At 66.6% G+C, this 23,855-nt stretch carries 22 protein-coding genes; 15 read left to right on the plus strand and 7 right to left on the minus strand.

Translation table 11 applies throughout. The features are described from left to right. Nucleotides 1-4: 4 nt before the first annotated feature. The 4 genes from ASG62_RS23285 to ASG62_RS23300 all read right to left on the minus strand — a co-directional run bounded on the left by ASG62_RS23285 (nt 5) and on the right by ASG62_RS23300 (nt 5,161). Nucleotides 5-2,029, minus strand: coding sequence for a hydantoinase/oxoprolinase family protein (locus tag ASG62_RS23285; protein WP_056692824.1), 2,025 nt, complete (start codon nt 2,027-2,029; stop codon nt 5-7). 237 nt (nt 2,030-2,266) lie between these two features. Next, the gene (locus ASG62_RS23290) at nt 2,267-3,235 is read right to left on the minus strand and encodes a helix-turn-helix domain-containing protein (protein WP_056692820.1); all 969 of its coding nucleotides are present in this window, start codon (nt 3,233-3,235) and stop codon (nt 2,267-2,269) included. A gap of 137 nt (nt 3,236-3,372) precedes the next feature. Beyond that, on the minus strand, nt 3,373-4,098 hold the full coding sequence (locus tag ASG62_RS23295; protein ID WP_056692814.1) for a LamB/YcsF family protein: 726 nt from the start codon (nt 4,096-4,098) through the stop codon (nt 3,373-3,375). A gap of 79 nt (nt 4,099-4,177) precedes the next feature. Further along, entirely contained in the window at nt 4,178-5,161 is a 984-nt protein-coding gene (locus ASG62_RS23300; protein ID WP_082537113.1) for a LysR family transcriptional regulator, read from the minus strand. Between the two features lie 141 nt (nt 5,162-5,302). Between ASG62_RS23300 and ASG62_RS23305 the strand changes: the two genes are divergently transcribed. The 4 genes from ASG62_RS23305 to ASG62_RS23320 are packed head-to-tail and all read left to right on the plus strand — an operon-like array spanning nt 5,303 to nt 8,795. Next, entirely contained in the window at nt 5,303-5,545 is a 243-nt protein-coding gene (locus ASG62_RS23305; RefSeq protein WP_056692811.1) for an acetyl-CoA carboxylase, read from the plus strand. A 4-nt stretch (nt 5,546-5,549) separates the two neighbouring features. Next, nucleotides 5,550-6,941: an acetyl-CoA carboxylase biotin carboxylase subunit gene (locus tag ASG62_RS23310; RefSeq protein ID WP_056692807.1), complete on the plus strand. Its 1,392-nt coding sequence runs from the start codon at nt 5,550-5,552 to the stop codon at nt 6,939-6,941. Continuing rightward, on the plus strand, nt 6,938-7,807 hold the full coding sequence (locus ASG62_RS23315) for a 5-oxoprolinase subunit B family protein (RefSeq protein WP_056692803.1): 870 nt from the start codon (nt 6,938-6,940) through the stop codon (nt 7,805-7,807). The genes ASG62_RS23310 and ASG62_RS23315 overlap by 4 nt, the downstream gene beginning before the upstream one ends. After that, the gene (locus ASG62_RS23320; RefSeq protein ID WP_082537099.1) at nt 7,800-8,795 is read left to right on the plus strand and encodes a biotin-dependent carboxyltransferase family protein; all 996 of its coding nucleotides are present in this window, start codon (nt 7,800-7,802) and stop codon (nt 8,793-8,795) included. The genes ASG62_RS23315 and ASG62_RS23320 overlap by 8 nt, the downstream gene beginning before the upstream one ends. 455 nt (nt 8,796-9,250) lie before the next feature. On the opposite strand, the gene ASG62_RS23325 is transcribed toward ASG62_RS23320, so the two are convergent. Next, entirely contained in the window at nt 9,251-9,961 is a 711-nt protein-coding gene (locus ASG62_RS23325; RefSeq protein WP_200944658.1) for a GntR family transcriptional regulator, read from the minus strand. Between the two features lie 220 nt (nt 9,962-10,181). On the opposite strand from ASG62_RS23325, the gene ASG62_RS23330 reads away from it, so the two are divergent. The 7 genes from ASG62_RS23330 to ASG62_RS23355 all read left to right on the plus strand — a co-directional run bounded on the left by ASG62_RS23330 (nt 10,182) and on the right by ASG62_RS23355 (nt 17,270). Further along, complete coding sequence (locus tag ASG62_RS23330) at nt 10,182-11,003, plus strand: carbon-nitrogen hydrolase family protein (RefSeq protein WP_056692798.1); 822 nt, start codon at nt 10,182-10,184, stop codon at nt 11,001-11,003. Continuing rightward, complete coding sequence (locus ASG62_RS23335; protein WP_056692795.1) at nt 11,003-11,758, plus strand: aldolase/citrate lyase family protein; 756 nt, start codon at nt 11,003-11,005, stop codon at nt 11,756-11,758. The genes ASG62_RS23330 and ASG62_RS23335 overlap by 1 nt, the downstream gene beginning before the upstream one ends. A 139-nt stretch (nt 11,759-11,897) precedes the next feature. After that, on the plus strand, nt 11,898-13,424 hold the full coding sequence (locus tag ASG62_RS23340; RefSeq protein WP_056692790.1) for an ABC transporter substrate-binding protein: 1,527 nt from the start codon (nt 11,898-11,900) through the stop codon (nt 13,422-13,424). Continuing rightward, nucleotides 13,424-14,380: an ABC transporter permease gene (locus ASG62_RS23345; protein WP_056692786.1), complete on the plus strand. Its 957-nt coding sequence runs from the start codon at nt 13,424-13,426 to the stop codon at nt 14,378-14,380. The genes ASG62_RS23340 and ASG62_RS23345 overlap by 1 nt, the downstream gene beginning before the upstream one ends. Further along, nucleotides 14,377-14,799: a hypothetical protein gene (locus tag ASG62_RS27770; RefSeq protein WP_244487529.1), complete on the plus strand. Its 423-nt coding sequence runs from the start codon at nt 14,377-14,379 to the stop codon at nt 14,797-14,799. The genes ASG62_RS23345 and ASG62_RS27770 overlap by 4 nt, the downstream gene beginning before the upstream one ends. Before the next feature lie 6 nt (nt 14,800-14,805). Further along, nucleotides 14,806-16,257, plus strand: a complete 1,452-nt coding sequence (locus ASG62_RS27775) for a dipeptide/oligopeptide/nickel ABC transporter permease/ATP-binding protein (protein WP_274532637.1) — start codon at nt 14,806-14,808, stop codon at nt 16,255-16,257. Continuing rightward, nucleotides 16,254-17,270, plus strand: coding sequence for an ABC transporter ATP-binding protein (locus ASG62_RS23355; RefSeq protein ID WP_244487527.1), 1,017 nt, complete (start codon nt 16,254-16,256; stop codon nt 17,268-17,270). The genes ASG62_RS27775 and ASG62_RS23355 overlap by 4 nt, the downstream gene beginning before the upstream one ends. 594 nt (nt 17,271-17,864) lie before the next feature. Here the strand turns inward: ASG62_RS23355 and ASG62_RS23360 are convergent. Further along, entirely contained in the window at nt 17,865-18,845 is a 981-nt protein-coding gene (locus ASG62_RS23360; RefSeq protein ID WP_156382331.1) for a GntR family transcriptional regulator, read from the minus strand. 105 nt (nt 18,846-18,950) lie between these two features. Continuing rightward, the gene (locus ASG62_RS23365; protein WP_056692781.1) at nt 18,951-20,483 is read right to left on the minus strand and encodes a UxaA family hydrolase; all 1,533 of its coding nucleotides are present in this window, start codon (nt 20,481-20,483) and stop codon (nt 18,951-18,953) included. A gap of 242 nt (nt 20,484-20,725) precedes the next feature. Between ASG62_RS23365 and ASG62_RS23370 the strand changes: the two genes are divergently transcribed. From ASG62_RS23370 to ASG62_RS23385, 4 genes are read left to right on the plus strand one after another with little or no spacing between them, the layout of a single operon-like run. After that, nucleotides 20,726-21,409, plus strand: a complete 684-nt coding sequence (locus ASG62_RS23370) for an amino acid ABC transporter permease (protein ID WP_056692779.1) — start codon at nt 20,726-20,728, stop codon at nt 21,407-21,409. A 49-nt stretch (nt 21,410-21,458) separates the two neighbouring features. Further along, nucleotides 21,459-22,109 (plus strand): amino acid ABC transporter permease, encoded by a 651-nt coding sequence (locus ASG62_RS23375; protein ID WP_056692776.1) that lies wholly within the window; start codon nt 21,459-21,461, stop codon nt 22,107-22,109. Nucleotides 22,110-22,114: 5 nt separating this feature from the next. After that, nucleotides 22,115-22,882 (plus strand): amino acid ABC transporter ATP-binding protein, encoded by a 768-nt coding sequence (locus ASG62_RS23380; RefSeq protein ID WP_056692773.1) that lies wholly within the window; start codon nt 22,115-22,117, stop codon nt 22,880-22,882. A 46-nt stretch (nt 22,883-22,928) separates the two neighbouring features. Beyond that, nucleotides 22,929-23,732: a transporter substrate-binding domain-containing protein gene (locus ASG62_RS23385; RefSeq protein WP_056692770.1), complete on the plus strand. Its 804-nt coding sequence runs from the start codon at nt 22,929-22,931 to the stop codon at nt 23,730-23,732. Nucleotides 23,733-23,855 lie beyond the last annotated feature (123 nt).

Genomic DNA, 23,855 nt, shown 5'->3' on the forward strand with positions numbered 1-23,855 from the left:
GGTGTCAGCCCTTCACGCGGATGATGATGTTCAGATACTTGTCGACCTCGGCCGTGGCGCGCGGCGGCACCACCACGGTGCTGTCGACCTGCTCGACGATCGCCGGCCCGGCGAAGACGAAGCCGCAGGGCAGGTGGTCGCGCTGGAAGACCGGGGTGTCGTGGGCGGCGTTCTCGAACCAGACCTGGCGCCGCGAGACGGGATCGGGCGCGACGCCGGTCGGCTCGTGCACGGCCAGCTCGGCCTTCGGCACGATGCCGATCGCCTTGACGTTGACGCGGAAGAAGCTCACCGGCGCCTCGTCGCGGCGGAAGTTGTACTCCCGGTGATGCTCGCGGTGGAAATCGGCGACGAGATCGGGGATCGAGCGGATCGGGCTCGGCGTCGAGACCGCCAGCGAGCGCCACTGGCCGCGATACATCATGTCGATCGAGCGCTGCAGGACGATGTCGCCCTCCGCGACGCCCTCGTGGACCAGCCGGTCCAGCGCCTCGCGCTCGATGCGGGCGAACTGCGCCTCGATGGCGACGGGATCGGCCGCCTCGGCATCGACCATGCAGTTTTCCGAGAAGTCGTGCTGCATGTCGACGAGAAGGCAGCCGAGCGCGGAGGTCACGCCCGGATTGGGCGGCACGATCACGGCCGGGATCGAAAGCTCGCGGGCGACGTCGACGCCGTGCAGCGCCCCGGCGCCGCCGAAGGCGACCAGCGCGAAGTCGCGGGGATCGTAGCCGCGGCTGATCGAGATCAGGCGGACCGCATCGGACATGTTGGCGTTGGCCACGCGCAGGACCGCGTCCGCCGCATCTTCGACCGACAGATCGAAGGGCCGGGCGACGCCCTCCTCGACGGCCGTGCGGGCGAGGTTCGGGTCGAGCGTGACCTTGCCGCCGGCAAGGCTCGTGCCGAGACGGCCGAGCGTGACGTTGGCGTCCGTGTTGGTCGGCTGCCGGTTGCCGTTGCCATAGCAGGCGGGCCCCGGAACCGAACCGGCCGATTGCGGGCCGTTGCGCAGCGAACCGGCATCGTCGGTCCAGGCGAGCGATCCGCCGCCGGCGCCGATCGTCAGCACCTCGATGGAGGAGAAGCGGATGGGGTAGCCGAACTCGATGTACCAGTCCTTGGTCACCCGCGACTTGCCCTCGTAGGCCAGCGACACGTCGGTGGAGGTGCCGCCCATGTCGAGGCCGATCGAGTTCGGATAGCCGCAGAGGCCGGCGATGTGGCGGCTGGCGATGGCGCCGGCGGCGATGCCCGATCCGGCGAGACGGGCGGCGAAGTCCTTGACGCTCGTCGGCGTCATCACGCCGCCGCCCGTGTGCAGCAGCAGGAGATCGCGGGTGTAGCCGCCGGCCGCCAGCCGGTCGCCGAGCCGCGTCGTGTAGCTGACCACGACGGGGCTCAGCGCCGCGTTGACCACGGTCGTCGAGAACCGCTCGTGCTCGAAGATTTCAGGCAGGACCTGCGAGGAGATCGACACCGGGACGTCCGGCATCGCCTCCAGGAGGATCTCGCGCATCCGGCGCTCGTTCTCGCCGTTGAGATAGGCGTTCATGAAGCAGACGGCGATCGCCGCGACGCCGCGCTTCTTCAGGATGCGGGCGACGTCGCGCGCCTTGTCCTCGTCCAGCGCCTCGACGATCCGGCCGGCGCTGTCGATGCGCTCGGGCACGGTCAGCCGGTCGCGGCGCGGGATGTAGGGTTTGACGACGTCCTTGTAGACGTCCCAGAGGTCTTCCTTGTTGGCGCGGCGGATCTCGATCACGTCGCGGAAGCCCTGCGTGGAGACCATCGCGGTGCGGGGCAGGCGGCGGGTGATCAGCGCGTTGGTGGCGACGGTGGTGCCGTGCGAGAAGAGGGCGACCTTCGACAGATCGATGCCCGCCTTGGCGACGCCGCTCATGATCCCGTCGATCGGATCGGGCGTGGACGAGGTCTTCTCGATCCGGATGAGACCCGTGTCCTCGTCCATGATGCAGATGTCGGTGAAAGTGCCGCCCACATCGACGGCCACGCGTAGAGTCTGCAAGGTTGCCTTATCCCTTTTCCATCGCCCGGTGCCGCAGCGTCTGCCGGCCGGCCGCCGGATGTCCGAGGTATCGGCGAGGATTAAACGGGCTTTCGGCGACCTTCTCTTGTGTCTCAGCGCATCACGTTTTGTCGCTCAGGGCATTTCGGCATAAAGTTTGAGCCGAGGCGGCATCTGCCCGTTTACCGGTCATGCAGCGCAGCATGAGCCGACGCACCCGGAACGTCGCGGCGTCGCTCAGGCGAGCTGGGCCGACGAATGGCGGGCGGCCGCCCGAACCTCGCTCGGCGTGCGGCCGAACCTGGCGCGGAAGCTGCGGCTGAACTGGGCCTGATCGGCGAAGCCCCATTCATAGGCGATCTCGGAGATCGTCTTGCGGCAATGAGCATCCTTCAGGGCCGTCTCGCACATGAGAAGCCGCTGGTTGCGGATATGGGCGCAGACCGTCGTGCCCTCGGCCTCGAAGAGTTGGTGGAGATAGCGCAGCGAGATGCCGCAGGCCTCCGCGATGCCCTGCGGCGACAGGCGCGTGTCGCGCAGCTGCGCGCCGATGACGTGCTCGGCGCGGTGCAGATGGGCATTGCGCACCGACGACGACCGGCCGACCAGCACCCGCTGATCCGCCTCGATCGCCATGGCGAGGAGGTCCACCAGGTGGCGCCCCATCGTCGCGCGCTCCGCCTCCTCCATCTCGTCGAGCCGGGGCGCGGTCATGCGCAGCATGTCGACGAAGAGCGCGCCGACGCTGCGGCTTGCATCGAACTGGAGCGTCGCCAGCCGCTCGGGCCTTGCGATGCGCGCCCGCAGCACGTCGCTCGGGATCTTCAACACCCAGAGTGCGGCGCGCGTGCTGTGGCTGAACTCGTAGGGAAGATGGCTGCGCTCGATCAGGAACTGCCCCGGCTTGCAATAGACCTCCCGGCCGTCCTGGACGAAGCGGATCTCCGCAACTTCCGGAACGGTGATGAGAAAGCTCTCCTCCCGCTCGTTGAGGAGGTGGCGCTCATGCCGCCGGTAGAGCAGCGCGTCGCAGAGATTGCGCGAGACCGCGATCGATCCCATCGTCCAGGTGTCGAGCGTTCCATCGAAGTCGCTCGCCGACTGAAACCGGAGGTCGAGGGGGAAGTAGGTCTCGGAGACCGCCTGCTGCCAGAACTGCTTGCGGGCAGCCGGGGGACTGGCGCTGGTCGAGAAGGTTGCTCGCATGGCACGCATCTCCGGTCCCGTTGAACGGTCTTGCCGGCGGGACGCCCGGCGGGGCGGCATTTGATCGACGACATCACCCCCTCTTGCCCGAACAGGCAAATTTCGGGCCGATCTCGACGTTTCCCTGACGTTTCCCGTCAGGCGAACCAGGGCTCCAAGGCTTCGTGGACGGCCCGCGCCAGTCGGTCGGCGCCGGGCGTGTCGGAATGAATGCACACGGTCTCGGCGCGCATCGGCATGTCCTTGCCCTCGATGGTCGTCGCCTTGCCCTCGGTCATCACCTTCACGGCGCGCCGCGCCGCCTCGGCCGGGTCCTTCGCGTCGTGCTGGCGGGTGATGATCAGCCGGCCCTCGGCGTCGTAGTCGAGATCGGCGTAATATTCGGCGATGAAGGGGATGTTGCGCTGGCCGTAGACGGTTTCCTGCAAGGTGCCGGCCATGCCGAGCAGGGGAACGCCGAAGAGTTCGGCCGCATCGGCGATCGCATGGGCGACGTGCTCGCTCCGCATCGCCGCGCCATAGAGCGCTCCATGCGGCTTGATGTGGTTGAGCGCCAGGCCGGCCTCGTCGAGAAAGGCCTTGAGCGCCCCGATCTGGTAGAGGATGCAGGCCGACAGCTCGTCCCGCCCCATCTGCATCTCGCGCCGGCCGAACCCCTGCAGATCGGGAAAGGACGGATGAGCGCCGACGGCCACGCCATGCTCGGCCGCCAGCCTCACGGTCGCGCGCATCACCGACGGGTCGGAGGCATGAAAACCGCAGGCGACATTGGCGATATGGATATGCGGCATGATGCCGGCATCGTCGCCGCAGCGATAGAGACCGAAGCCTTCGCCCATATCGCAGTTGATCGTCACGCCCATGCCGCACTCCTTTCGCCGATCCGAGATCGGTCGTTCGGGGACAAGCGTGGAGATGTCGGGGGTGCCCCGTCAAATCGTATTAAGCGGGCGACGACATCTGAAAAACCGATGGCCTTTTGCCTGCCGCCGAAGCCTCTGCCGCAGCCCCTCCACGCCCCGCGCCGATACCGGTGACCGCAAAGCGCATGAAGTTGCGGAAGGCCTCGGTGGCGCCGCTCAAGGTGGCTTCCCGGCGCCAGGCGAGGCCGACATCCATGCTCGGAACGTCGTCCTCGATGATGCGCGTCTCGATCCGCTGCCCTTCCAGCGACCAGGGCCGGTAGACGAGGTCCGACAGGACGGTGACGCCCATTCCGCCCGCCACCATGGAGCGCACGGCCTCGACCGAGGAGGTGCGGAAGATCGTGCGGGGCTCCAGATCCGCCGCCGACCAGTAGCGCATGGCCGTATGCTTGGCCTCGTCGACGGTGAGCATCACGTAGGGATGCTGCGCGATGTCGGCGAGGCGGACGCGCTCGGCGCGGGTCAGCGTGTGGCCCGGCGCCAGCCACAGGCGGCGCGGCGACCGGGCCAGGATTTCGCTGCCGAGCCGGGCCTCGTCGCGCAGGTTCGAGACGAGCAGCACGGCGATGTCGAGCACGCCGTCGATCAGGGCCTGTTCGAGCACGTCGCGCGGCGCCTCGAAGAGTTCGAGCGTCACGCCGGGAAAGTTCGCCTGGAACCGCATCTGGTGGCGCGGCAGGAAGTAGCCCGCGACGGTGTAGGTCACGCCGACGCGGACCTGGCCGGCGACCGTGTCGCCGGAGACGTGCGGGCTGTGCACCGCCTCGGCGACGGCCGCCAGAATCTGCCGCCCCTGCGACAGGAAGCGGCTGCCTTCGAGCGTGACCGTGACGCCGGAGGGCGTGCGCTCTAGGAGACGGGTGCCGAGCAGTCCCTCGAGCTGCTGGATCGCCGCCGTCACGGCCGACTGCGAAACGTTGAGCGCCACGGCCGCCTGCCCGATCCGTCCCGACTCGGCCGCGGCGACGAAATAGCGGATCTGCTTCAGCGAAACCGACATGCCGCGCGCCTCCATCGAAAGGGTCCGGCACGACCATATCGGATTTTCCGATGACCCGAATTCTAATTTGCGATTTTACGCGTCGCCACAGTTTTGCAAGTCTTCCGGCAACGCACCGCCGCGCAGAGGACGTGACCCGCCATGACCGTCAAGACGATCCAGGCCCCGCTTCCGGGCACCTTCTACCGTTCGGCCTCCCCCGGCGACCCGGTGTTCAAGTCCACGGGCGACGCGGTCGCGGTCGGCGACACGATCGGTCTCATCGAGGTGATGAAGTCGTTCACGCCGGTCGTCGCCGAGGATGCCGGCACCCTTGCCGCGTTCCACGTCGAGAACGAGGACGCGGTGATGGCCGGCCAGCCGCTCTACGACCTCGACGCCTAAGGCCATGGCGATCTCCAGGGTCTTCGTCGCCAATCGCGGCGAGATCGCCGTGCGCATCATCCGCGCGGCGCGGGAGCTCGGTCTCTCGACCGTCCAGGCGGTGAGCGCGGCCGACGGCGCGATGCTCGCGGCACGGCTTGCCGACGAGACCGTTCCGGTCGGTCCCGCGCATGCGACGAAATCCTACCTGAACAAGCAGGGGATGGTGCAGGCCGCCGTCGACAGCGGCTGCGACGCCGTCCATCCCGGCTACGGCTTCCTGTCGGAGAACGCCGAATTTGCCGAGATGGTCGAGGCGGCCGGCCTCGTCTTCATCGGGCCGCGGCCCGACACGATCCGCAAGATGGGCGACAAGGCCCGGGCCCGGCAGGAGGCGATGGCCGCCGGCGTGCCGACGGTGCCGGGCAGCGAAGGCGTGGTCGAGGACGTCGCCGCGGCGGTCGCGGCCGCCCGCGACATCGGCTATCCCGTGATGATCAAGGCCTCCGCCGGCGGCGGCGGGCGCGGCATCCGCGTGGCGCGGGACGAGGCGGAACTCGCGGACCTGATCCCGCAGGCGAGCGGCGAGGCGAAGGCCGCGTTCGGCGACGGCGGGCTCTATCTCGAACGCTTCATCGGCAAGGCGCGGCATGTCGAGGTGCAGATTCTGGGCGACGGCACCCGGGCCATCCATCTCTTCGAGCGCGAATGCTCGCTGCAGCGCCGCCGGCAGAAGGTGTGGGAGGAAGCGCCGGCCGCCTGCCTCACGCCCGACCAGCGCGAGGCGCTCTGCGCCTCCGCCGTGCGCCTCGCCGAACGGGTCGGATATCGCGGCGCCGGGACGCTGGAATATCTCTTCGACGAGGCCACCGGCGCGTTCTTCTTCATCGAGATGAACACCCGCATCCAGGTGGAGCATCCGGTCAGCGAGATGATCACCGGCATCGACCTCGTGCGCTGGATGATGCGCATCGCCAACGGCGAGCCTCTGACCCTTCCGCAGAGCGACGTGCGCCTGTCCGGACACGCGATCGAGGCCCGCATCTGCGCCGAGGACCCGGCCCTCGACTTCCGGCCCGGCCCCGGCACGGTGACGGCGCTCGACGTGCCCGGCGGCATGGGCGTTCGGTTCGACACGATGCTCTACCCCGGCTATGCGGTCCCGCCCTTCTACGACTCGCTGCTCGGCAAGCTCGTCGTCCACGACGAGACGCGCGAGGCGGCCATCACGCGGATGGCGCGGGCCTTGAGCGAGCTGCGCATCGAGGGCCTGCCGACCACGAGAGCGCTTCATGTCGCCCTGGCGGCCGCTCCCGAGGTGCGGGCCGGCGACGTCCACACGCGCTGGCTGGAGGATTGGTTGTCGGCCCATCCGATCGGCACCCCCACGACACGAGAAGCGGAAACCGGCCGATGACGACACGCTATTCCTACGGCGGCGACGAGCACATCTTCGTCGAGGTGGACGAGGAAATGTCCCTGGAGGCCTTCTTCAAGAGCCTCTCGATGACCAATGCCGTTCGCGACGGCGGCATTGCCGGCATCACCGAGATCTGTCCGGCCAACGCCTCCTTCCAGATCAAGTTCGATCCCGACGTGATCGCGCCCGATGCGCTGATGGAGAGGCTGAAGGGCTTCGAGGCGGCGGCCGAGTCGTCGGACAAGACGATCGAGACGCGGATCATCGAGATCCCGGTGCTCTACAACGATCCCTGGACGCACGAGACGCTGATGCGCTTTCGCGAGCGCCACCAGGACCCCGACGCGACCGATCTCGAATACGGCGCCAGGATCAACGGCTTCGACAGCGTCGAGGCGTTCATCGCCGCGCATGCGGGCGCGCCCTGGTTCGTCTCCATGGTCGGTTTCGTCGCCGGCCTGCCCTTCATCTATCAGCTGGTCGAGCGGTCGAAGCAGATCGAGGTGCCGAAGTACCTGCGTCCGCGCACCGACACGCCGAAGCTGACGATCGGCCATGGCGGCTGCTTCGGCTGCATCTATTCGGTGCGCGGTGCGGGCGGCTACCAGATGTTCGGCGTGACGCCGATGCCGATCTACGATCCGAAGGGCGAGATCGGCTATCTGAAGGAGCTGATGATCTTCCGGCCCGGCGACATCATCAAGTTCAAGCCGATCGACCGCACGGCCTACGACGCGGCGGTCGAGGCGGTGGAGGCGGGCCGCTTCGAACCGAAGATCGTCCCGGTCCGCTTCTCGCTCGACGCCTTCACGGCCGATCCCGAAGGCACCAATGCCAAACTCCTGGAGGCCCTGGATGGCTGAGGCCCTGCGCATGTTCGATGTCGTTAAGCCGGGCCTCGCCACCACCGTTCAGGATCTCGGCCGCCCCGGCTACTACCATCTCGGCCTGCCGATCTCGGGCGCGATGGATCGCTTCGCCCTCGTCGCCGCCAACCGCCTCGTCGGCAACGAGGACGGCGCCGCCGGGCTGGAGGCAGTCTTCCTCGGGCCGGAGCTGCGCTTTTCCGCCGACACCCTCGTCGCCGTCACCGGAGCGGACATGCCGCCGAAGGTCGACGGCGTCGAGCAGCCCGGCTGGACGGCGTTCAAGGTTCTGGCCGGACAGGTCCTGTCCTTCGCCTTTCTAAAGCGCGGCGCGCGCGCCTATATCGCCGTCGCCGGCGGCATCGACGTGCCGGAGGTGCTGGGATCGCGCTCGACCTATGCGCTCGGCACGCTCGGAGGCTTCGAGGGGCGCGCGCTGAAGGCGGGAGACGCGGTCGGGATCGGCGCTGCATCCGGCAAGGGGCGCGAGGGCACCAGCGTGCCCGCCGGTCTCCGACGCGCCGCCGGCGGCGCGTCCGCGGCCCTGCGCGTCCTGCCCGGCCTCTACTGGCACCGGCTGACGGACGGCGCCAAGGAGAGCTTCTTCGAGGACAGCTGGAAGGTCGCGCCCGAGGCCGACCGCATCGGCTACCGGTTTCGCGGCGGCCGCAAGCTCGACTTCGTGCCGCGCCGGCAGCCCTTCGGCGCAGGGTCCGATCCTTCCAACATCGTCGACAGCTGCTATCCCTACGGGTCCATCCAGGTTCCGGGCGGCACCGAGCCGATCATCCTCCACCGGGACGCGGTCTCCGGCGGCGGCTATTTCATGCTGGGCACGGTGATCTCGGCCGACATGGACCTGATCGGCCAGCTCCAGCCCCATCAAAGCGTTCGCTTCGAGACAGTGGCGATGGACCAGGCGCTGGCGGCGAGGAAGGACGAGACGGCAAGGCTCGCCCGCCTGGAAGCTGCGCTGGCGAGCTGACGGGAGACGGCGGGGACGCACGCCAGGGCGACGATCAACTGCGACATGGACGAGGGTTTCGGCCTCTATCGTTTCGGGAACGACAAGTGCACGGTCGCGACGATGCGGGAGAGTTCGCGTCCCTTCCAGATCCCCTCCAGCGTGGGTGGGTGGCCCCCCCCCGATCCCGTGGACGGCGTCGGGCCGCCTGCTCCTGGGGCATCACGCCCGCTACATCGAGCGGCTGAAAGCCGGCGCGGAGAGCCTGTCGGTCCGGTACGCCGGCGCTTAATGATCATGGCGGCGCACAGAACGCCGTCGATCTTTCACGCATGCCTCGCCATACCGACGAGCCCACGAAGCGCGACCCCCGTCTCGCGAGAGTCCGTCAGGCTCATCCCGTACCGGACAGTCGAATTCCTCGTCGTCGTTTGTCTCTTTCGGGCCAACCGGTTTCCACTGATCCCCGATGGACCCTAAAAGCTGTGCGACGCGGCAGGGAGGCGTGAGACCACGTCGATCACGGGGTGGAGATGCTCGTCCAGAAGGGCGCGGACGGCTTCGTAGTCGTGCGCGTTCAGGCCGTCGTAGATGTCGCGGTGCTGGGCGACGATCGTGCGGATGCGGGACGGGTTCGCCGTCGCCGCGGCGATGGCGACGCGCAACTGCCGCGAGCCGAGGCTCTCGTAGAGCTCCGTGCTGATCGTGTTGCCCGCGCTTTCCACGATGGCGCGGTGGAAGCTCCGGTCGAGATGGACGTGCTGGTAGAAGTCGATCTCGTCGAAATGGACCTCCATGCTCTCCATCGCCTCGAGGTTCCGCAGAACGCCCTCCTTCAAGGGCATGCGCTGCTCGCAGATCTTGCGCGCCGCCGTTCCCTCCAGCATCCGCCGCGTCTCGTAGAGCTGCACCAGATCGTCCGCCGTCACTTGGCGCACCATGGCGCCGCGCCGGGGCAGGAGCTCGATGAAGCGCTCCGCCTCCAGCCGGTGAAAGGCCTCGCGAACCGGCGTTCGCGAGACGTTCACGACCGTGGAGACGCTCTCCTCCTCCACGAAGGAACCGCCGCGCAGGACGCCGCGCAGGATCTGCTCGCGCACGTAGTTGTAGACGCGCTCCTTGGCGGGCTCGCCGGACGGCTTCTTGTCGAGCGGCTGCAAGGCCGGGCGTTCCGATTCGTCTCTCAATGTCCGACGTCCTTCTCGTCTCAGGGTCTTGCGCACCGGGGAGGATGGGCTGACCGCGGAACCGAAGACCTGGCCCGTATCGGCGCCATGGGAAGGTGCCGGGCGCGTCTCGTCGTTTCCAGGACCCCGTTCGACCGCACGGACGAATCTAGCACTTTTCGCGTAGACTTCACATACTATCTCACGTATACGTGTCACATACACAAAACGGAGACTGCTCGTGCGTGTCGTGACCTGCCAAATCAATTCCCAAGGCGACAAGGCCGCCAACATAAGGACGGCGCTGGAGCTTCTGGATCGTGCCGCCGCGCAGGGCGCGGATCTCGCCGTCCTTCCCGAATATGTCGAGTACATGGGCGACGATGCCGGCGCGCTCGCCGCGGCCGAAGCCATTCCCGGCGCGACGACGGACGCCTTCGCGGCCAAGGCCCGCGAGCATGGGATGAACATCGTCATCGGCTCGATGCGCGCCAAGGTCGAGGGCGACGTCCGCTGCGCCAATACCAGCGTCCTGATCGACCGCGAGGGCCGGATCACCGCTCAGTATCGCAAGCTGCATCTCTACGACGTCGATCTGCCCGGCCGCGTCTACTACAAGGAGTCCGACACGGTCGCCTGCGGCAACGACGTGGTGACCGCCGAGATCGACGGCGTGAAGGTCGGGCTCTCCATCTGCTACGACGTTCGCTTCCCGGAGCTGTTCCGCATCCAGGCGCTGTCGGGCGCCCGTATCCTCATCGTACCCGCCGCCTTCACGCTCTTCACCGGCCGCGACCACTGGGAGCTTCTGCTGCGGGCCCGGGCGGTGGAGAACCAGTGCTACGTGATCGCCGCCGGCCAGGTCGGCACCTACCTGCCGGGCAAGGCCTGCAACGGCCGCAGCATGATCATCGACCCCTGGGGCACCGTCATGGCCTGTGCGTCCGACACGGTCGGCACGGCGGTCGCGGATCTCGACTTCGCCTATCAGGACAAAATTCGATCGGAACTGCCGGCGCTCAGCAATCGCCGCGCCGACGTCTACGCGATCGGAGCGAACTGATGCCCGCCTCCTTCCCGTCCAAGCCGGCGATCTGGCTGTCCAGCGCCAACGTCGCCGCAGCCGAGATCGCCGCCGGCATCGGCTACACCGTCGCGGTCCTCGACATCGAGCACGGCAGCTTCGACCTCGCCGCCCTCGACCGCTTCATCCCGGCCCTGAAGGGCCTGGGCTTCGAGGTTCTGGCCAAGGTGCTCGGCCCGGAGCGCGGCCCGATCCAGCAGGCGCTGGATTTCGGCGCCGACGCGGTGATCATCCCCCACATCCTCGACGTCGAACACGCAAAGCGCGTCTGCGCCTTCTCGAAGTTTCCCCCGATCGGCGATCGCAGCTTCGCGGGCGGCCGGACGGTCGCCTATGGCGGGCCGGACGACCGGTGGGTCGCCGACCAGGACGCCAACACGCGCTGCTATCCGATGATCGAGCACGCGGGCGCGCTGCGCGACGTCGATCAGATCCTGGCGCTGCCCACCGTGGACGGCGTGTTCATCGGCCCGAGCGACCTGTCGCTTCGCCGGGACCGGGGCGCCTACAAGCGCTCGGCCGCCGACTTCGCGGACCTGAAGACGGTTGCGGATGCCGCCCACAAGGCGGGCAAGCGCTGGATTCTGCCGGCCTGGAGCGTCAGCGAGAAGGAGTTCGCCCTGGCCAACCGCGCCTATTCGCTGTGCCTCACCATGGAGCACGGCGCCCTCGCGCTCGGCCTGCAGGACGCCTGGAAGACCACGCAGGCGCTTCTGGCCGACGCCGCCGCCTGACCCTTCGGAAAGCCGGGAGCTCGCACCCGCGGGGCCCCGGCTTTTCGAGACCATGTCATTTCGCTTCGCAGCTCGAGCCGAAAGCAGCCCGCCATTGCGTGCGGGCGCCGGATGCCAGCCGGTTCAAAGGAGATCTCACATGCCCTTCAACTTGAGCCGCCGCGCCTTCCTCGGCGCATCCGCCGCGATGACCTTCGCCCATGTCGTTCCGACCTGGGCCGAGGGCCGCGATACGATCACGCTCGGTCTGTCCACCTTCCCGCCCAATCTCAAGCCCTGGGATCAGACGGGAACGGCCGCCGGATCGATCAAGCTGATGATCCATCGCGGCCTTCTCACCTTCACGAAGGAGGGCGAGCTGACGGGCGCGCTGGCCGAAAGCTGGCAGCGCGAGGGCGACAACAGCTGGATCTTCAAGCTGCGGCCCGCCAAGTTCCACGACGGGTCGCCGGTCACCTCGGCGGACGTGAAATGGTGCCTGGAGCAGATCAGCGCCCCGGCGTCGTCCGCCGTCTATCGCGGCGAGCTGCAGTCCATCGCGGCGATCGAGACGCCGGATGCGCAGACGGTGATCCTGCGCACGAAAGAGCCGATCTCGACGCTGCCCCTCTGGATGGCCAGCTACAATCTCGCCATCGTCAAGGAGGGTTCCGACCTGTCCGACGCCATCGGCGCGGGCCCCTACAGGATCGCCTCGCTGGAGCGCGGCACGTCGATGACGCTCGAGGCCTTCCCCGACTACTACAAGCCGGAGCATCCGAGGACGAAGACCCTAAAGCTCGTCGTCTATGCCGACGAGAACCTGCGCGTCGCGGCGCTGGACGCGGGCGACGTCGACATCATCGAATACGTGCCCTGGAGCGCGATGGAGGAGATCGGCAAGGACGCGGCGCTGACGCTCGACGCGGTCGACGGCCCCTTCATGGGCCTCTTCTTCAACGGCTCCAAGGCGCCCTTCAACGACAAGCGTGTGCGCCAGGCCGTCGCCCACGCCATCCGGCGCGAGGAGATCGTCAGCGCGGCCTTCTTCGGCTACGCTACCCCGCTCGCCCATCTGCCGATCGCCGGGAACAGCCCGTTCTACAATGCCGATCTTTCCGAAGGCTGGGCCTACGATCCCGATCTCAGCCGCCGGCTCCTGGCGGAAGCGGGCTTTGCCGACGGGCTGACCTGCAACATCCTGTCCACCGCGCAATACCGCATGCTGAAGGACACGGCCGAGGTGGTGCAGCAGCAGCTGGCCGAGGTCGGCATCGTCGCCGAGCTTCAGCTGCCCGACTGGTCGACGCGCGTGCAACTGGGCACCCGCGGCCAGTACGACATCGCCGTTCACGGCGCCGCCGCCGACACGAACGATCCCGACAGCCTGACGGCCTTCGTCGACGGCAGCCTCTCCCCCTCGATCAGCCGCAGCTACAAGCTCGACATTCCGCGGATCACCGAGCTTCTCGCGGCCGGCCGCGCAGAGTTCGACCTGGAGAAGCGCAAGGCGATCTATCGCGAGATGGAGGCGGTCGCCCTGGAGGACGTGCCGATGGTGGGCCTGTGCCTGCGCAAGCAGGGATACGCGATGAAGCAGTCGCTCAGCGGCTTCAAGAACCTGCCGGGCCAGCTGACTTTCTCCTCCGCGATCACCTTCGAAGACGCGGTGCTGGGCTCAAGCTGATGATCGGCTACGCTTTGCGGCGGACGGCCGCCGCCTTCGTCCTCATATGGCTCGTGGCGACCCTGATCTTCATGGTCCTGCACGTCATTCCCGGCGATCCGGCGGAACTCCTCCTGTCCCAGGGCGGGATGTCCCCGGACCCGGCGATCGTGGCCGACCTGCGCGAGCAGCTCGGCCTCAACAGGCCTCTCCCCCTCCAATATGTCACCTACGTCTCCAACGTGCTGCGCGGCGATCTCGGCGTCTCGCTCCAGGACGGCTATCCGATCCTCGACGAGGTTCTCGTGCGCCTTCCCCGCACGATGGAGCTGATCCTGGCGGCGGGCCTGATCGCAGCGAGCATCGGCATCCCGATGGGAACCCTGGCGGCCGTGCGCAGCGGAAGCGCCTTCGACAAAATCTCGTCCACGCTGGCCAGCATCGCCGTTTCGGTGCCGGTCTTCGTCGTCGGCACCCTCGCGGTGCTGGTCTTCGCCCAAATCCTGAAGCTCATCCCGGCCGGTGGCTTCGTCGCCTTCTCGGACGATCCCCTCCGGCACCTTTCGCTGCTCGTCATGCCGGCCGGCGCCATAGCGATCGGCCTTGCCGGCATCCTCTTCCGCGTCACGCGCAATTCGGTGCTGGAAGTGCTGGGCCGCGAGTTCATCCGCGTCGCGCGGGCCAAAGGCCTTCCCCGCAGCCGCATCATCGTGGCGCATGCCCTGCGCAACGCACTCATCCCCATCGTGACGGTCCTGGCGCTGCAGCTCGGCATGCTGCTCGGCGGCACGGTGCTGGTGGAATACGTCTTCAACTGGCCGGGCCTGTCCGGCTATCTGGTGCGAGCCGTCGAGGCCCGGGACTATCCGGAGGTCATGGGGATCGTCCTCGTCATCTCGACGATCTTCGTCTTCCTCAATCTGGCGATCGACCTGCTCTACGCGGTCCTCGATCCACGCGTGGGGCTAACGCGATGACGTCGATCCTGCGATCCCTGCCGAGGCCCGCGGCCATCCGGCTCGCCATCGTCCTCGCCCTTCTGGCGCTCGCCGTCGCGGTGCCGCTCCTGCCGCTTGCCGATCCGCTGGCGATGAGCGTCAAGCAGCGGCTCGCGAGCCCCGGCTGGGGCCTGTGGCTCGGCCGCGACGAGTATGGCCGCGACATTCTGAGCCGCGTCCTCTGGGGCGCGCGCACGTCGCTCGCGGTCGCCTTCACGGTGGCGGCCCTGTCGGCGATCGCCGGAACGGTCCTCGGCCTTCTCGGCGGCTATTTCCGCGGCTTCGTGGAACTGGCGACGGTCCGCTCCTCGGAGGTTCTGCTGTGCCTGCCGCCGATGCTGCTGGCCCTTCTCGTGGTCACCTTGCTCGGAGCGGGGTCGGGCACGCTCATCCTCTGACTGTCCATTCTCTTCACGCCGGTCTTTGCCCGCGTCGTCTATGCCGAGACGCTGTCGGTGCGCATGCTCGACTACGTCGCGGCGCAGGAATCCATCGGGACCCACCCTGTCCGCATCCTGACGCGCACGATTCTGCCCAACGTCACCGCGCCGATCGTCGTCCAGTTCTCGCTGACGGTCGCCGCCGCCATGGTCCTGGAGAGCGGCCTCTCCTTTCTCGGGCTCGGCGTCGTGCCTCCCGCGCCCTCCTGGGGACTGATGATCCGCGGCGCCCGCGGCACGATGGATCAGGCGCCCTTGATGCTGCTCTGGCCCTGCCTGGCGCTGTCCGTCACGATCATCGCCTTCAACTCGCTCTGCGACGCCCTTCGCGACGCGCTGGACCCGAAGGCGCATGCCAATGTCCTGAATGCCGGCCGCTCCGGCCCGGCCAACCCCGCGTCGTCGTCGCCCGCCGCCGTTTCCTCCTCGAAGGACGGGAGGATCGTCCTCTCCGTGCGCGACCTTTCGCTGCGCGTGGCGGGGTTGCCCGATGCGCCCGATCTGGTGCGCGGCATCTCGCTCGACATCGCCGCCGGCGAGACGGTCGCGCTCGTGGGCGAAAGCGGCTCCGGCAAGACGATGACGGGGCTCGCCCTTCTCGGCCTCCTGCCCCAGGGCGTCGACCGCACCTCCGGCACCCTTCTCTTCACGCGCCGGGACGGGACGGTGGTCGACCTCCTCTCGTTGGACGAGAGCGCCATGCAGGCCCTGCGCGGCGACGAGATCTCCATGGTCTTCCAGGACCCCGGCGGCAGTCTCGATCCGGTCTATCGCGTCGGCCGGCAGATCGCCGAGGGAATTCGCGCCCATCGCGACGTCAGCTCGTCCAAGGCCCGGGCGGAGGCGATCGATCTCTTGCGCGCGGTCGGCCTTCCCGATCCCGAGGAGAAGGCGAAGGCCTATCCGCACGAGCTCTCGGGCGGCCAGAAGCAGCGCGCCCTCATCGCCTCGGCCATCGCCAACGGCCCTCGCCTCCTGATCGCCGACGAGCCGACGACAGCCCTCGACGTGACCATCCAGGCTCAGATCATCGAGCTCTTCGCCGATCTGAAACGACGCGATCCCGACATGGGCATGATCTTCGTCACCCATAATCTGGCGCTGGTCTCGCAGATCGCCGACCGCATCTGCGTGATGTATGCGGGCGAGATCGTCGAAAGCGGTCCGGTGGACCAGGTCTTCGCGGCGCCCAAGCACCCCTATACGGCCGCCCTCATCGCCAGCGTGCCGGAGGGCGAGAACGAGCGTCTGCACGCCATTCCCGGCCATGTTCCAGCACTCGGAAACATCTCGCCCGGCTGCCGCTTCGCCGAGCGCTGCGGACTGGCGCAGCCCGGCTGCGGCGAACATCCCGAACTTCGTGAAAGCGGGCAGGACCGTCAGTCGCGGTGTTTCCACTGGAAGAAGGTTGCATGATGAACGTCGTGTCGACACCGGAGCCGGCCCGACCGGCCGCGGGCGAACCGCTGGTCAGGGTGCAGGGTCTGTCGCGCAGGTTCGGCAGCCGGTCTTTCTGGCGGCCGGGCAAGACGCGGGGCTTCTATGCCGTTCGCGATGTGAATCTGACCATCGCCAAGGGTGAGGCCTTGGGCATCGTCGGCGAATCGGGCTGCGGCAAGAGCACGCTCGGGCGCATGATTCTCCGGATGCTGCGCCCGACCGACGGACAGATCGAATTCGCCGGCCAGGACATTTCCACCCTGTCGGATGGGGCGCTGCGGCCGCTGCGCCGGCGGATGCAGATGATCTTCCAGGACCCGTTCGCCAGCCTCGACCCCAAGCGCCGCATCGGCGACCAGATCGCCGATGCGCTGAAGGTTCACGGGATCATGGACGAGGCGCAGAGCCGTCAGCGGACCGCCGAGCTTCTGTCGCAGGTCGGGTTGCTCCCCGAACATGCCGGCCGTCGCCCCCACGCGTTCTCGGGCGGGCAGCGTCAGCGCATCGCCATTGCGCGCGCCCTGGCGCCGAGTCCCGATCTCATCGTGGCCGACGAGCCGATCGCCGCCCTCGACGTCTCGATCCAGGCCCAGGTGGTCAATCTCCTCTCCGACCTGCGCGCACGGATGGGCCTGTCGCTGCTCTTCATCAGCCACGACCTCCATGTGGTGCGCCATCTCTGCGACCGCGTCGCGGTCATGTATCTCGGACGGATCGTGGAGCAGGGAACGGTCGAGCAGGTCTTCGGCTCGCCCCGCCACCCCTATACGCGGGTTCTCCTGGCGGCCAGCCCGTCGCTGAGGTCCGGCGCCCGCATCGAGAGCCTGAAGGGCGAAATCCCGAGCCCCGCCCATCCGCCGTCAGGCTGCGGTTTCCGCACCCGCTGCCCGATGGCACTGCCCGCCTGCGCGGAGCGCGAACCCGCGCTCGTCACCGACGGCACGGACCACGCCGTCGCCTGCCGCCGCGCCGGCGAAATGCCTGCTTAGCGCGTCGTTCGATCGTCCGGGATCAAGGCCGCATCGGATGGACCCTCGCCCGACCCTTGCAACATGTTGCAAGGGTTGGAGGTGTCGGATGGAGCCTCGTCGGCGCCCTCGGTGCCCTCTTCGAACCGCACGAAAACCCGATATCTCGGGTGCCAGCCCGGGCGTTTGGCTTCGTGGATCCGGCGATTTTCTCACGCTATCGTCGTCACCGCGGGTGCCGTTCGAAATGAACCCGATCGACCCGTCTCGCGGACAAGCCGCGGACATCGCGGCCGGAGCCTGCACCATCTCGTCGCTTCAACGATTTGAATTTTCGGTGCGCCGGTCAGAACAAAACTGCGAACACCTACATCATTGAAATCGCTTACAAGAATCGTGGCGAGCAGGCGATGAGACGAAGCTAAAGCGGTTACGGCAGCTTCGCGCCCATTTCCGCTGTTCAGCCGATCACACGCGAATTCCAGAAGCAGTCGTTTGCCGAGGGGTTGCTTCGTGATTGTCGGCTGCGGATCTAATGGCGGGAAACAGACCGAGCAAGTCAGGCGAGGTGCGTTAAAGCCGGTTGAGGAGGTGCCTCAATGAACCGTTCGCGATCTACTGACTTAGGATGTAGTCGACGGGCTCCACTTTCTGAGTCTCGTTGAAATGGGCGAGGTTCCGCAGCGACTTCGTGTTGGACGCATGTAGGTGGTCCCTAAGCCCTCTCGCGGCGGCGTCGATTTCACCAAGACCCAGCGCCTCGACTACGGCGAGATGCTCATCGAGGAACGGGTCGATCAAGGCTGTCCGCTTCAGCGCGATCTGGATGTGTTTGGTTGACACAAAGAGGGCACGCCCCCGCTTCAGCGCCCCGATGATCTCGTGGTTCGTCGAGAAGCCGAGCAGCTTCACGTGGATGTCGTCCTCGAGCTCGTCGAGCGTTGCGATGTCCACCTCCGGAAACCGCTCGATCGCGACGCGGTGCCGGACGGCGATTTCCTCGATCAGGATGGGTGGGATACTGTTCGCCGCGTTCTGGAGGGCGACCGGTTCGAGTATCTCCCGCAGCTCGTAAAGCGAGGCCATGCGGTCGAGGTTGAGCGGCACGATCCACCAGTGCGACTTCTCGCCCTTTCCGACGATCCCAACGCCCTGCGCGCGCAAAAGAAGGTTGCGCGCGGCAAGGCGGCTGATGTCGTATGCGCGCGCAAGCGCCAGCTCGTTGACCCGGAAGCCGCCGAACAGCGAGTGCAGGATGATGTTGCGCTCGACCGCGTAGTAGATCGCGTCGGCCGGATCGACGTCGGGGAGGACGCCCGGCTCCGCCGCCGGAGTGACCATTTCCCTGGTGATCGGGATGCGAGTCGGGCTTGAGCCGGGGCCGACCACCAACCCGCGGCCGGCGAAGCGCCCGAGCAGGCCTTCCGCCTCCAGCGTCGCCAGGGCTTGCCTCACCGGGGCCCGGCTTGAATTGAAGAGGGTCGCGAGATGGCTCTCGAGGATGACGGTGCCCGCAGGAATGCTGCCTCGGGTCATGCTCTCCCGAAGCATTTCCGTCATGCTGGCATAGGCAGGTTTTCGCTCGAACGCGACCAACGACAGCACATCCGTTCTCAAATCGACTTCACCCCGGCGAGAGGGGTAGAGGGTTGCCCGCCGCTTGTCACGACGCGGCGCAGCAGGGCGACGGGCGGCCCCCGCCTAGGTCACCGCGCCGAGCTGCCACGGCACGAACTCGTTATCCCCGTAGTCGTATGTCTCGCTCAAGGTGCGCTCGCCGGAAGCCACCGCGAGGAGCTTCTCGAACATGCGCTGCCCGGCCGCTTCGATCGTGTCGTTTCCGGTGATGATGCCGCCGCAGTCGAGGTCCATGTCCTCGTCCATGTGCTCAAACATTTCAGTGTTGGTCGCGACCTTGATGGTCGGCACCGGCTTCCATCCAGAGACGGAGCCCCGCCCGGTGGTGAAGATCAGCATGTTGCAGCCTCCGGCGATCTGACCGGTGACGGCGACCGGATCGTAGCCGGGCGTGTCCATGAAAACGAAGCCCGGCTTGTCGATGATCTCGGCATATTCGTAGACCGCCTCCAGCGGCATCGATCCGCCCTTCGCCACGGCGCCGAGCGATTTCTCCAGGATCGTCGTCAGGCCGCCCGCCTTGTTGCCGTGCGAGGGGTTGTTGTTCAGCTCAGCTCCGTGCCGGGTCGTGTAGTCCTGCCACCAAGCGATCCGCTGCATCAGCTTCTCTGCGACCGCGGGGGTCGAGGCGCGTCGCGTCAGCAGGTGCTCGGCGCCGTAGATCTCCGGCGTCTCGGCGAGTACTGCGGTGCCTCCATTGCGCACGAGGAGGTCCGACACGTAGCCAAGGGCCGGATTGGCGGAGATGCCGGAATAACCGTCGGACCCGCCGCATTCGAGCGCGAGCTTCAGGCCGGAAAGGGGCTGCGTCGTGCGCTCGGCGGCATTCACCGTCGGCAGCATCTCATTGATGATGCTCGAGGCGATCTCGACCGTCTTGCGCGTTCCTCCGAGCTGCTGAATCGTCATGGTGCGCAGCAGCGGCCCTTCTTCAAGGCCGTATTTCTGCGTGATGAAGGAGATCTGGTTGGTCTCGCAACCGAGCCCGATCATCAGGATGGCCCCGAAGTTCGGGTTGCGGGCATAGCCGCTCAGCGTCCGCGTCAGATAGGTGTAGCCCTCGGTCTGCATGTTGATGGCGCAGCCCGTGCCGTGCGTCAGGGCGACGACGCCGTCCACCTTGTCGAAGCCGTCGAGTCCGCCCTTGCGGTTGAAGTGGTCCGCGATCGCCCGAGAGACGGTCGCCGAGCAGTTCACCGACGAGATGATGCCGATGTAGTTGCGCGTGCCGACCTGCCCGTCAGGACGCTTAAATCCCATGAAGGTCCGGCGTTCGGACTCGGGAAGAAGCGGAGTCGGACGCGCGTCAGCGGCGAACTGGTGCTGAACGTCGCTGTCGTGCATCGCCATGTTCTGGAGGTGCACGTGCTCGCCGGGCACGATGTCGCGCGTCGCGAACCCGATCACTTGGCCGTACTTCACGACATCCGCGCCTTCGGCGATGGGGACCAGCGCCAGCTTGTGGCCGGCCGGGACATCGGTCGTGGCGACGAGGCCACCCGCATTTGCGCCGGCGGCGATGGCTGATCGCGCCACCGCGACGTTGTCCTTCGAGTTGAGGCGGATGGCAGATAGCGAAGCTGAGATGGCGGACATCGGGCTTTTCCTGCTGGCTGGTTTGGAGGTGTTCCAAATGGCTATTGCAAGCAATAACCATCCATGTTAGCGATTGATTTGTCAAGTCGGATACTCTCCACGGACGGGCCTTTGGGAGGAGGTTTCATGTTGAAAGCAACGTTCGCTGGTAGTTCGGCGTAGTCGCCGTACCGTACCGCATCAAAATCAGATCACTGTAGACCATAGCGACCGTGGATATACATCGACGGTAAGGGAGCGCCTTGTCTTACGTTTTCGACTTCTCATTCCTGCCAGACTATTACTTGGAATTGGCCAACGGTATCTGGCTGACGATCTGGATGACCGTCGTCTCGATCGTGCCCGGCTTCGCGCTCGGAACCGCCTGCGCGGTCGGAAGGCTATACGGACCGAAGTGGGCCCAGCGCGCGGTGACCGTCTACGTTGAGGGCATCCGCAACACGCCGCTGATCATCCAGGTGTTCTGGCTGTTCTTCGGCCTCGCCATCCTCGGCGCCCGCATCGGCCCGACCAACGCCGCCGTGGTCGCGCTCGTCATCAACGTCGGCGCCTACACCGCCGAGATCATGCGGGCGGGCTTCCAGAGCGTTCACGCCGGGCAACTCGAGGCGGGTTCCTGCCTCGCTATGAGCCGCAGCCAGCTCTTCTGGAACATCCAGCTGCCCCAGGCCGCCGAGCGCGTCTACCCGGCCCTCGTCAGCCAGTTCATCTTGATGATGCTGGCGACCTCGATCATGTCGCAGATCTCGGCCGAAGAGCTGACGGGCGTCGCCTACCAGATCCAGTCCTTCACCTTCCGGGGCTTCGAGGTCTACCTCGTCATCGCCGTGCTCTACCTGATCATGGCGACGGCGCTGCGCTTCCTGCTGCACGGGGCGGCGAACCTCGCCTTCCCGCGACTGCGCCGCCTCGGGACACCGTTATGATCGCTCAGCGCAGTTTTACCCATCTCGCAACCTGTTAGGGGAGCCTGCCATGTTCGGCCTGACGATCGACCAGATCCTCTACATCTTTCAGGGCGCGATCTGGACCATCGTCCTGTCCCTGCTCGGCTTCGTGGGGGGCACCATCCTGGGCCTACCGCTCGCCATGGCGCGGGCCGCCCGCAAGCGGTGGGTCTCGCGCACGGCCAGCCTCTACGTTCAGCTCGTCCAGGGCATACCGCTCCCTGTTCTCATGTTCGTCGTCTATTTCGGCATGAGCATCTATGGCTACAACGTCTCGGCGCTGGTCGCCGCCGGCATGGCGATGACGCTCTATTCCAGCGCCTTTCTCGGCGAGATTTGGAAGGGCTGCCTTCAGTCGGTGCCGAAGACGCAGTGGGAGGCGGGAGAGTGCCTCGCGCTCACTTCCTACCAGCGCTTCGTCTACGTGATCCTGCCGCAGGCCCTTCGCATCGCCGTGCCGCCGACCGTAGGTTTCATGGTCCAGATTGTGAAGAACACCTCCTACTCGGTGGTGATCGGCTTCATCGACCTCACCTACGCGGCCAAGGTCATCAACAACTCGACGTTCAATCCTTTCGTCGTCTTCACGCTGGCCGCACTGATCTACTTCGCGATCTGCTTCCCGATGTCGGTCTACGCCCGGCGGTTCGAGCGTCGCCTTCATCGAGTCCCGGAGTGACGGACATGCTGACCCAGATCTCGAAAGACCCCCTCGTATCCACGGGAACGCCGATCGTGCGTTTCGACGAAGTCCGCAAGAGCTTCGGCGCCTTGGAGGTCCTGAAGGGCATCACCCTCGACATAGTGGAGGGTCAGGTCGTCGCCCTAATCGGCAAGAGCGGGTCCGGCAAGAGCACGGCGCTCCGCTGCATCAACGGTCTCGAGAGGATCAATGCGGGCAAGTTGAGCGTTTGCGGCCGCGACCTGCTCGCCCGCGACTTCGACCTACGCGACCTGCGGAAAGAGGTCGGCATCGTCTTTCAAAGCTACAACCTCTTCCCGCACCTCACCGTCGAAGAGAACGTCACTCTCGCGCCCCGGAAGGTGAACGGTCTGAAGGGCGCAGCCGTAGGCGCGCTGGCCGCCGAGGTGCTCGAGCAGGTCGGACTGTCGGAGAAAGCCAATAACTATCCGGAGCAGCTTTCGGGAGGCCAGCAGCAGCGGGTCGCGATCGCACGTTCGCTGGCGATGCGGCCGCGCCTGATGCTCTTCGACGAGATCACCTCCGCGCTCGACCCCGAGCTGACCGGTGAGGTGCTGCGGGTGATCGCCAAGCTCGCGGCAGGCGGCATGACCATGGTGCTGGTGACGCACGAGATGGCGTTCGCCGCCAAGGTCGCGGACCAGATCGTGTTCATGCACGAGGGCCGCGTCTGGGAGAAGGGCAACGGCGACATGCTGGCCAACCCGACCACACCGGAACTCCAGCAGTTCGTGGGCAACGGCCTGTGAAGGATTCCGCGTCCATTTCGGGCGCGGCATAATGGGAGGATACACCATGCGCAAGACATCACTTCTGGCGGGCGTCGTGCTCGCGGCCAGCCTCGTCGCCTCGATGGGCGCCGCCCTCGCGGACACGCTTTCCGACATCAAGGAGCGCGGCAAGATCATCGTCGCCGTTGACGTCAGCCACCCGCCCTACGGCATGCTCGACGGCTCCGCCAAGGAAACCGGGTCCGACGTCGAGACTGCCAAGCTCCTTGCCGAGGACCTTGGGGTGGCGCTCGAGATCGTGCCCGTGTCTGGCGCGAACCGCGTGCCGTTCCTGCTGTCCAACCGCGCCGACGTCGTGATCGCGTCGTTCTCGATCACCGAGGAGCGCAAGAAGGTCATCGACTACTCCAAGCCCTATGGCGTCATTCCGGTGGTCATCTCCGGCCCCAAGGACACCAACATCAAGGCCGCCGCCGACCTTGCCGGCATGGAAGTCGCCGTCGCACGTGGCACGACCGCCGACATCGAGCTGACCAAGTTGATCAAGACCAACGACAGCGATGCCAGCGTCGTACGCTATGAGGACGAGTCCACCACCAACACCGCGATGGCGACGGGCCAGCAGAAGGTGTTCGCGGCCGCGCTGTCCACCGCACAAGCCGTAGCCGAGCAGAGCCCGGCGCTCGGGCTCGAGATCAAGATGGAGCTGAACAACTACCCGATGGCCATGGGTCTGCGGAAGGGTGACGACGGCTTCAAGGCGGCGCTCGACAGCTTTGTCGACACCAACCTGAAGAACGGCAAGTTGAACACAATCTACAAGAAATACTTCGGTCAGGACCTGCCTGCCGACTTGATCGGGAAATGATCGTCGATCAGCCGAGTGACGCAGAAAACTGAAATATTGGAGAACGCGGACTGCTTGAGCGGTCTGCGTCCTTTTATCGATGGACACGTCAATTGCCGTGCTCGAGTTGAAGATCGCGAAAGC

This window comes from Aureimonas sp. Leaf427 (assembly GCF_001425485.1).
Taxonomy (GTDB): Bacteria; Pseudomonadota; Alphaproteobacteria; order Rhizobiales; family Rhizobiaceae; genus Plantimonas.

Excerpts from the sequence above, each read along its gene's own strand:
- ASG62_RS23290 (WP_056692820.1), bottom strand. The coding sequence starts at position 3,235 with ATGCGAGCAACCTTCTCGACCAGCGCCAGTCCCCCGGCTGCCCGCAAG.
- ASG62_RS23295 (WP_056692814.1), bottom strand. The coding sequence starts at position 4,098 with ATGGGCGTGACGATCAACTGCGATATGGGCGAAGGCTTCGGTCTCTAT.
- ASG62_RS23300 (WP_082537113.1), bottom strand. The coding sequence starts at position 5,161 with ATGTCGGTTTCGCTGAAGCAGATCCGCTATTTCGTCGCCGCGGCCGAG.
- ASG62_RS23305 (WP_056692811.1), top strand. The coding sequence starts at position 5,303 with ATGACCGTCAAGACGATCCAGGCCCCGCTTCCGGGCACCTTCTACCGT.
- ASG62_RS23310 (WP_056692807.1), top strand. The coding sequence starts at position 5,550 with ATGGCGATCTCCAGGGTCTTCGTCGCCAATCGCGGCGAGATCGCCGTG.
- ASG62_RS23315 (WP_056692803.1), top strand. The coding sequence starts at position 6,938 with ATGACGACACGCTATTCCTACGGCGGCGACGAGCACATCTTCGTCGAG.
- ASG62_RS23320 (WP_082537099.1), top strand. The coding sequence starts at position 7,800 with ATGGCTGAGGCCCTGCGCATGTTCGATGTCGTTAAGCCGGGCCTCGCC.
- ASG62_RS23335 (WP_056692795.1), top strand. The coding sequence starts at position 11,003 with ATGCCCGCCTCCTTCCCGTCCAAGCCGGCGATCTGGCTGTCCAGCGCC.
- ASG62_RS23340 (WP_056692790.1), top strand. The coding sequence starts at position 11,898 with ATGCCCTTCAACTTGAGCCGCCGCGCCTTCCTCGGCGCATCCGCCGCG.
- ASG62_RS23345 (WP_056692786.1), top strand. The coding sequence starts at position 13,424 with ATGATCGGCTACGCTTTGCGGCGGACGGCCGCCGCCTTCGTCCTCATA.
- ASG62_RS27770 (WP_244487529.1), top strand. The coding sequence starts at position 14,377 with ATGACGTCGATCCTGCGATCCCTGCCGAGGCCCGCGGCCATCCGGCTC.
- ASG62_RS23355 (WP_244487527.1), top strand. The coding sequence starts at position 16,254 with ATGATGAACGTCGTGTCGACACCGGAGCCGGCCCGACCGGCCGCGGGC.
- ASG62_RS23365 (WP_056692781.1), bottom strand. The coding sequence starts at position 20,483 with ATGTCCGCCATCTCAGCTTCGCTATCTGCCATCCGCCTCAACTCGAAG.
- ASG62_RS23375 (WP_056692776.1), top strand. The coding sequence starts at position 21,459 with ATGTTCGGCCTGACGATCGACCAGATCCTCTACATCTTTCAGGGCGCG.
- ASG62_RS23380 (WP_056692773.1), top strand. The coding sequence starts at position 22,115 with ATGCTGACCCAGATCTCGAAAGACCCCCTCGTATCCACGGGAACGCCG.
- ASG62_RS23385 (WP_056692770.1), top strand. The coding sequence starts at position 22,929 with ATGCGCAAGACATCACTTCTGGCGGGCGTCGTGCTCGCGGCCAGCCTC.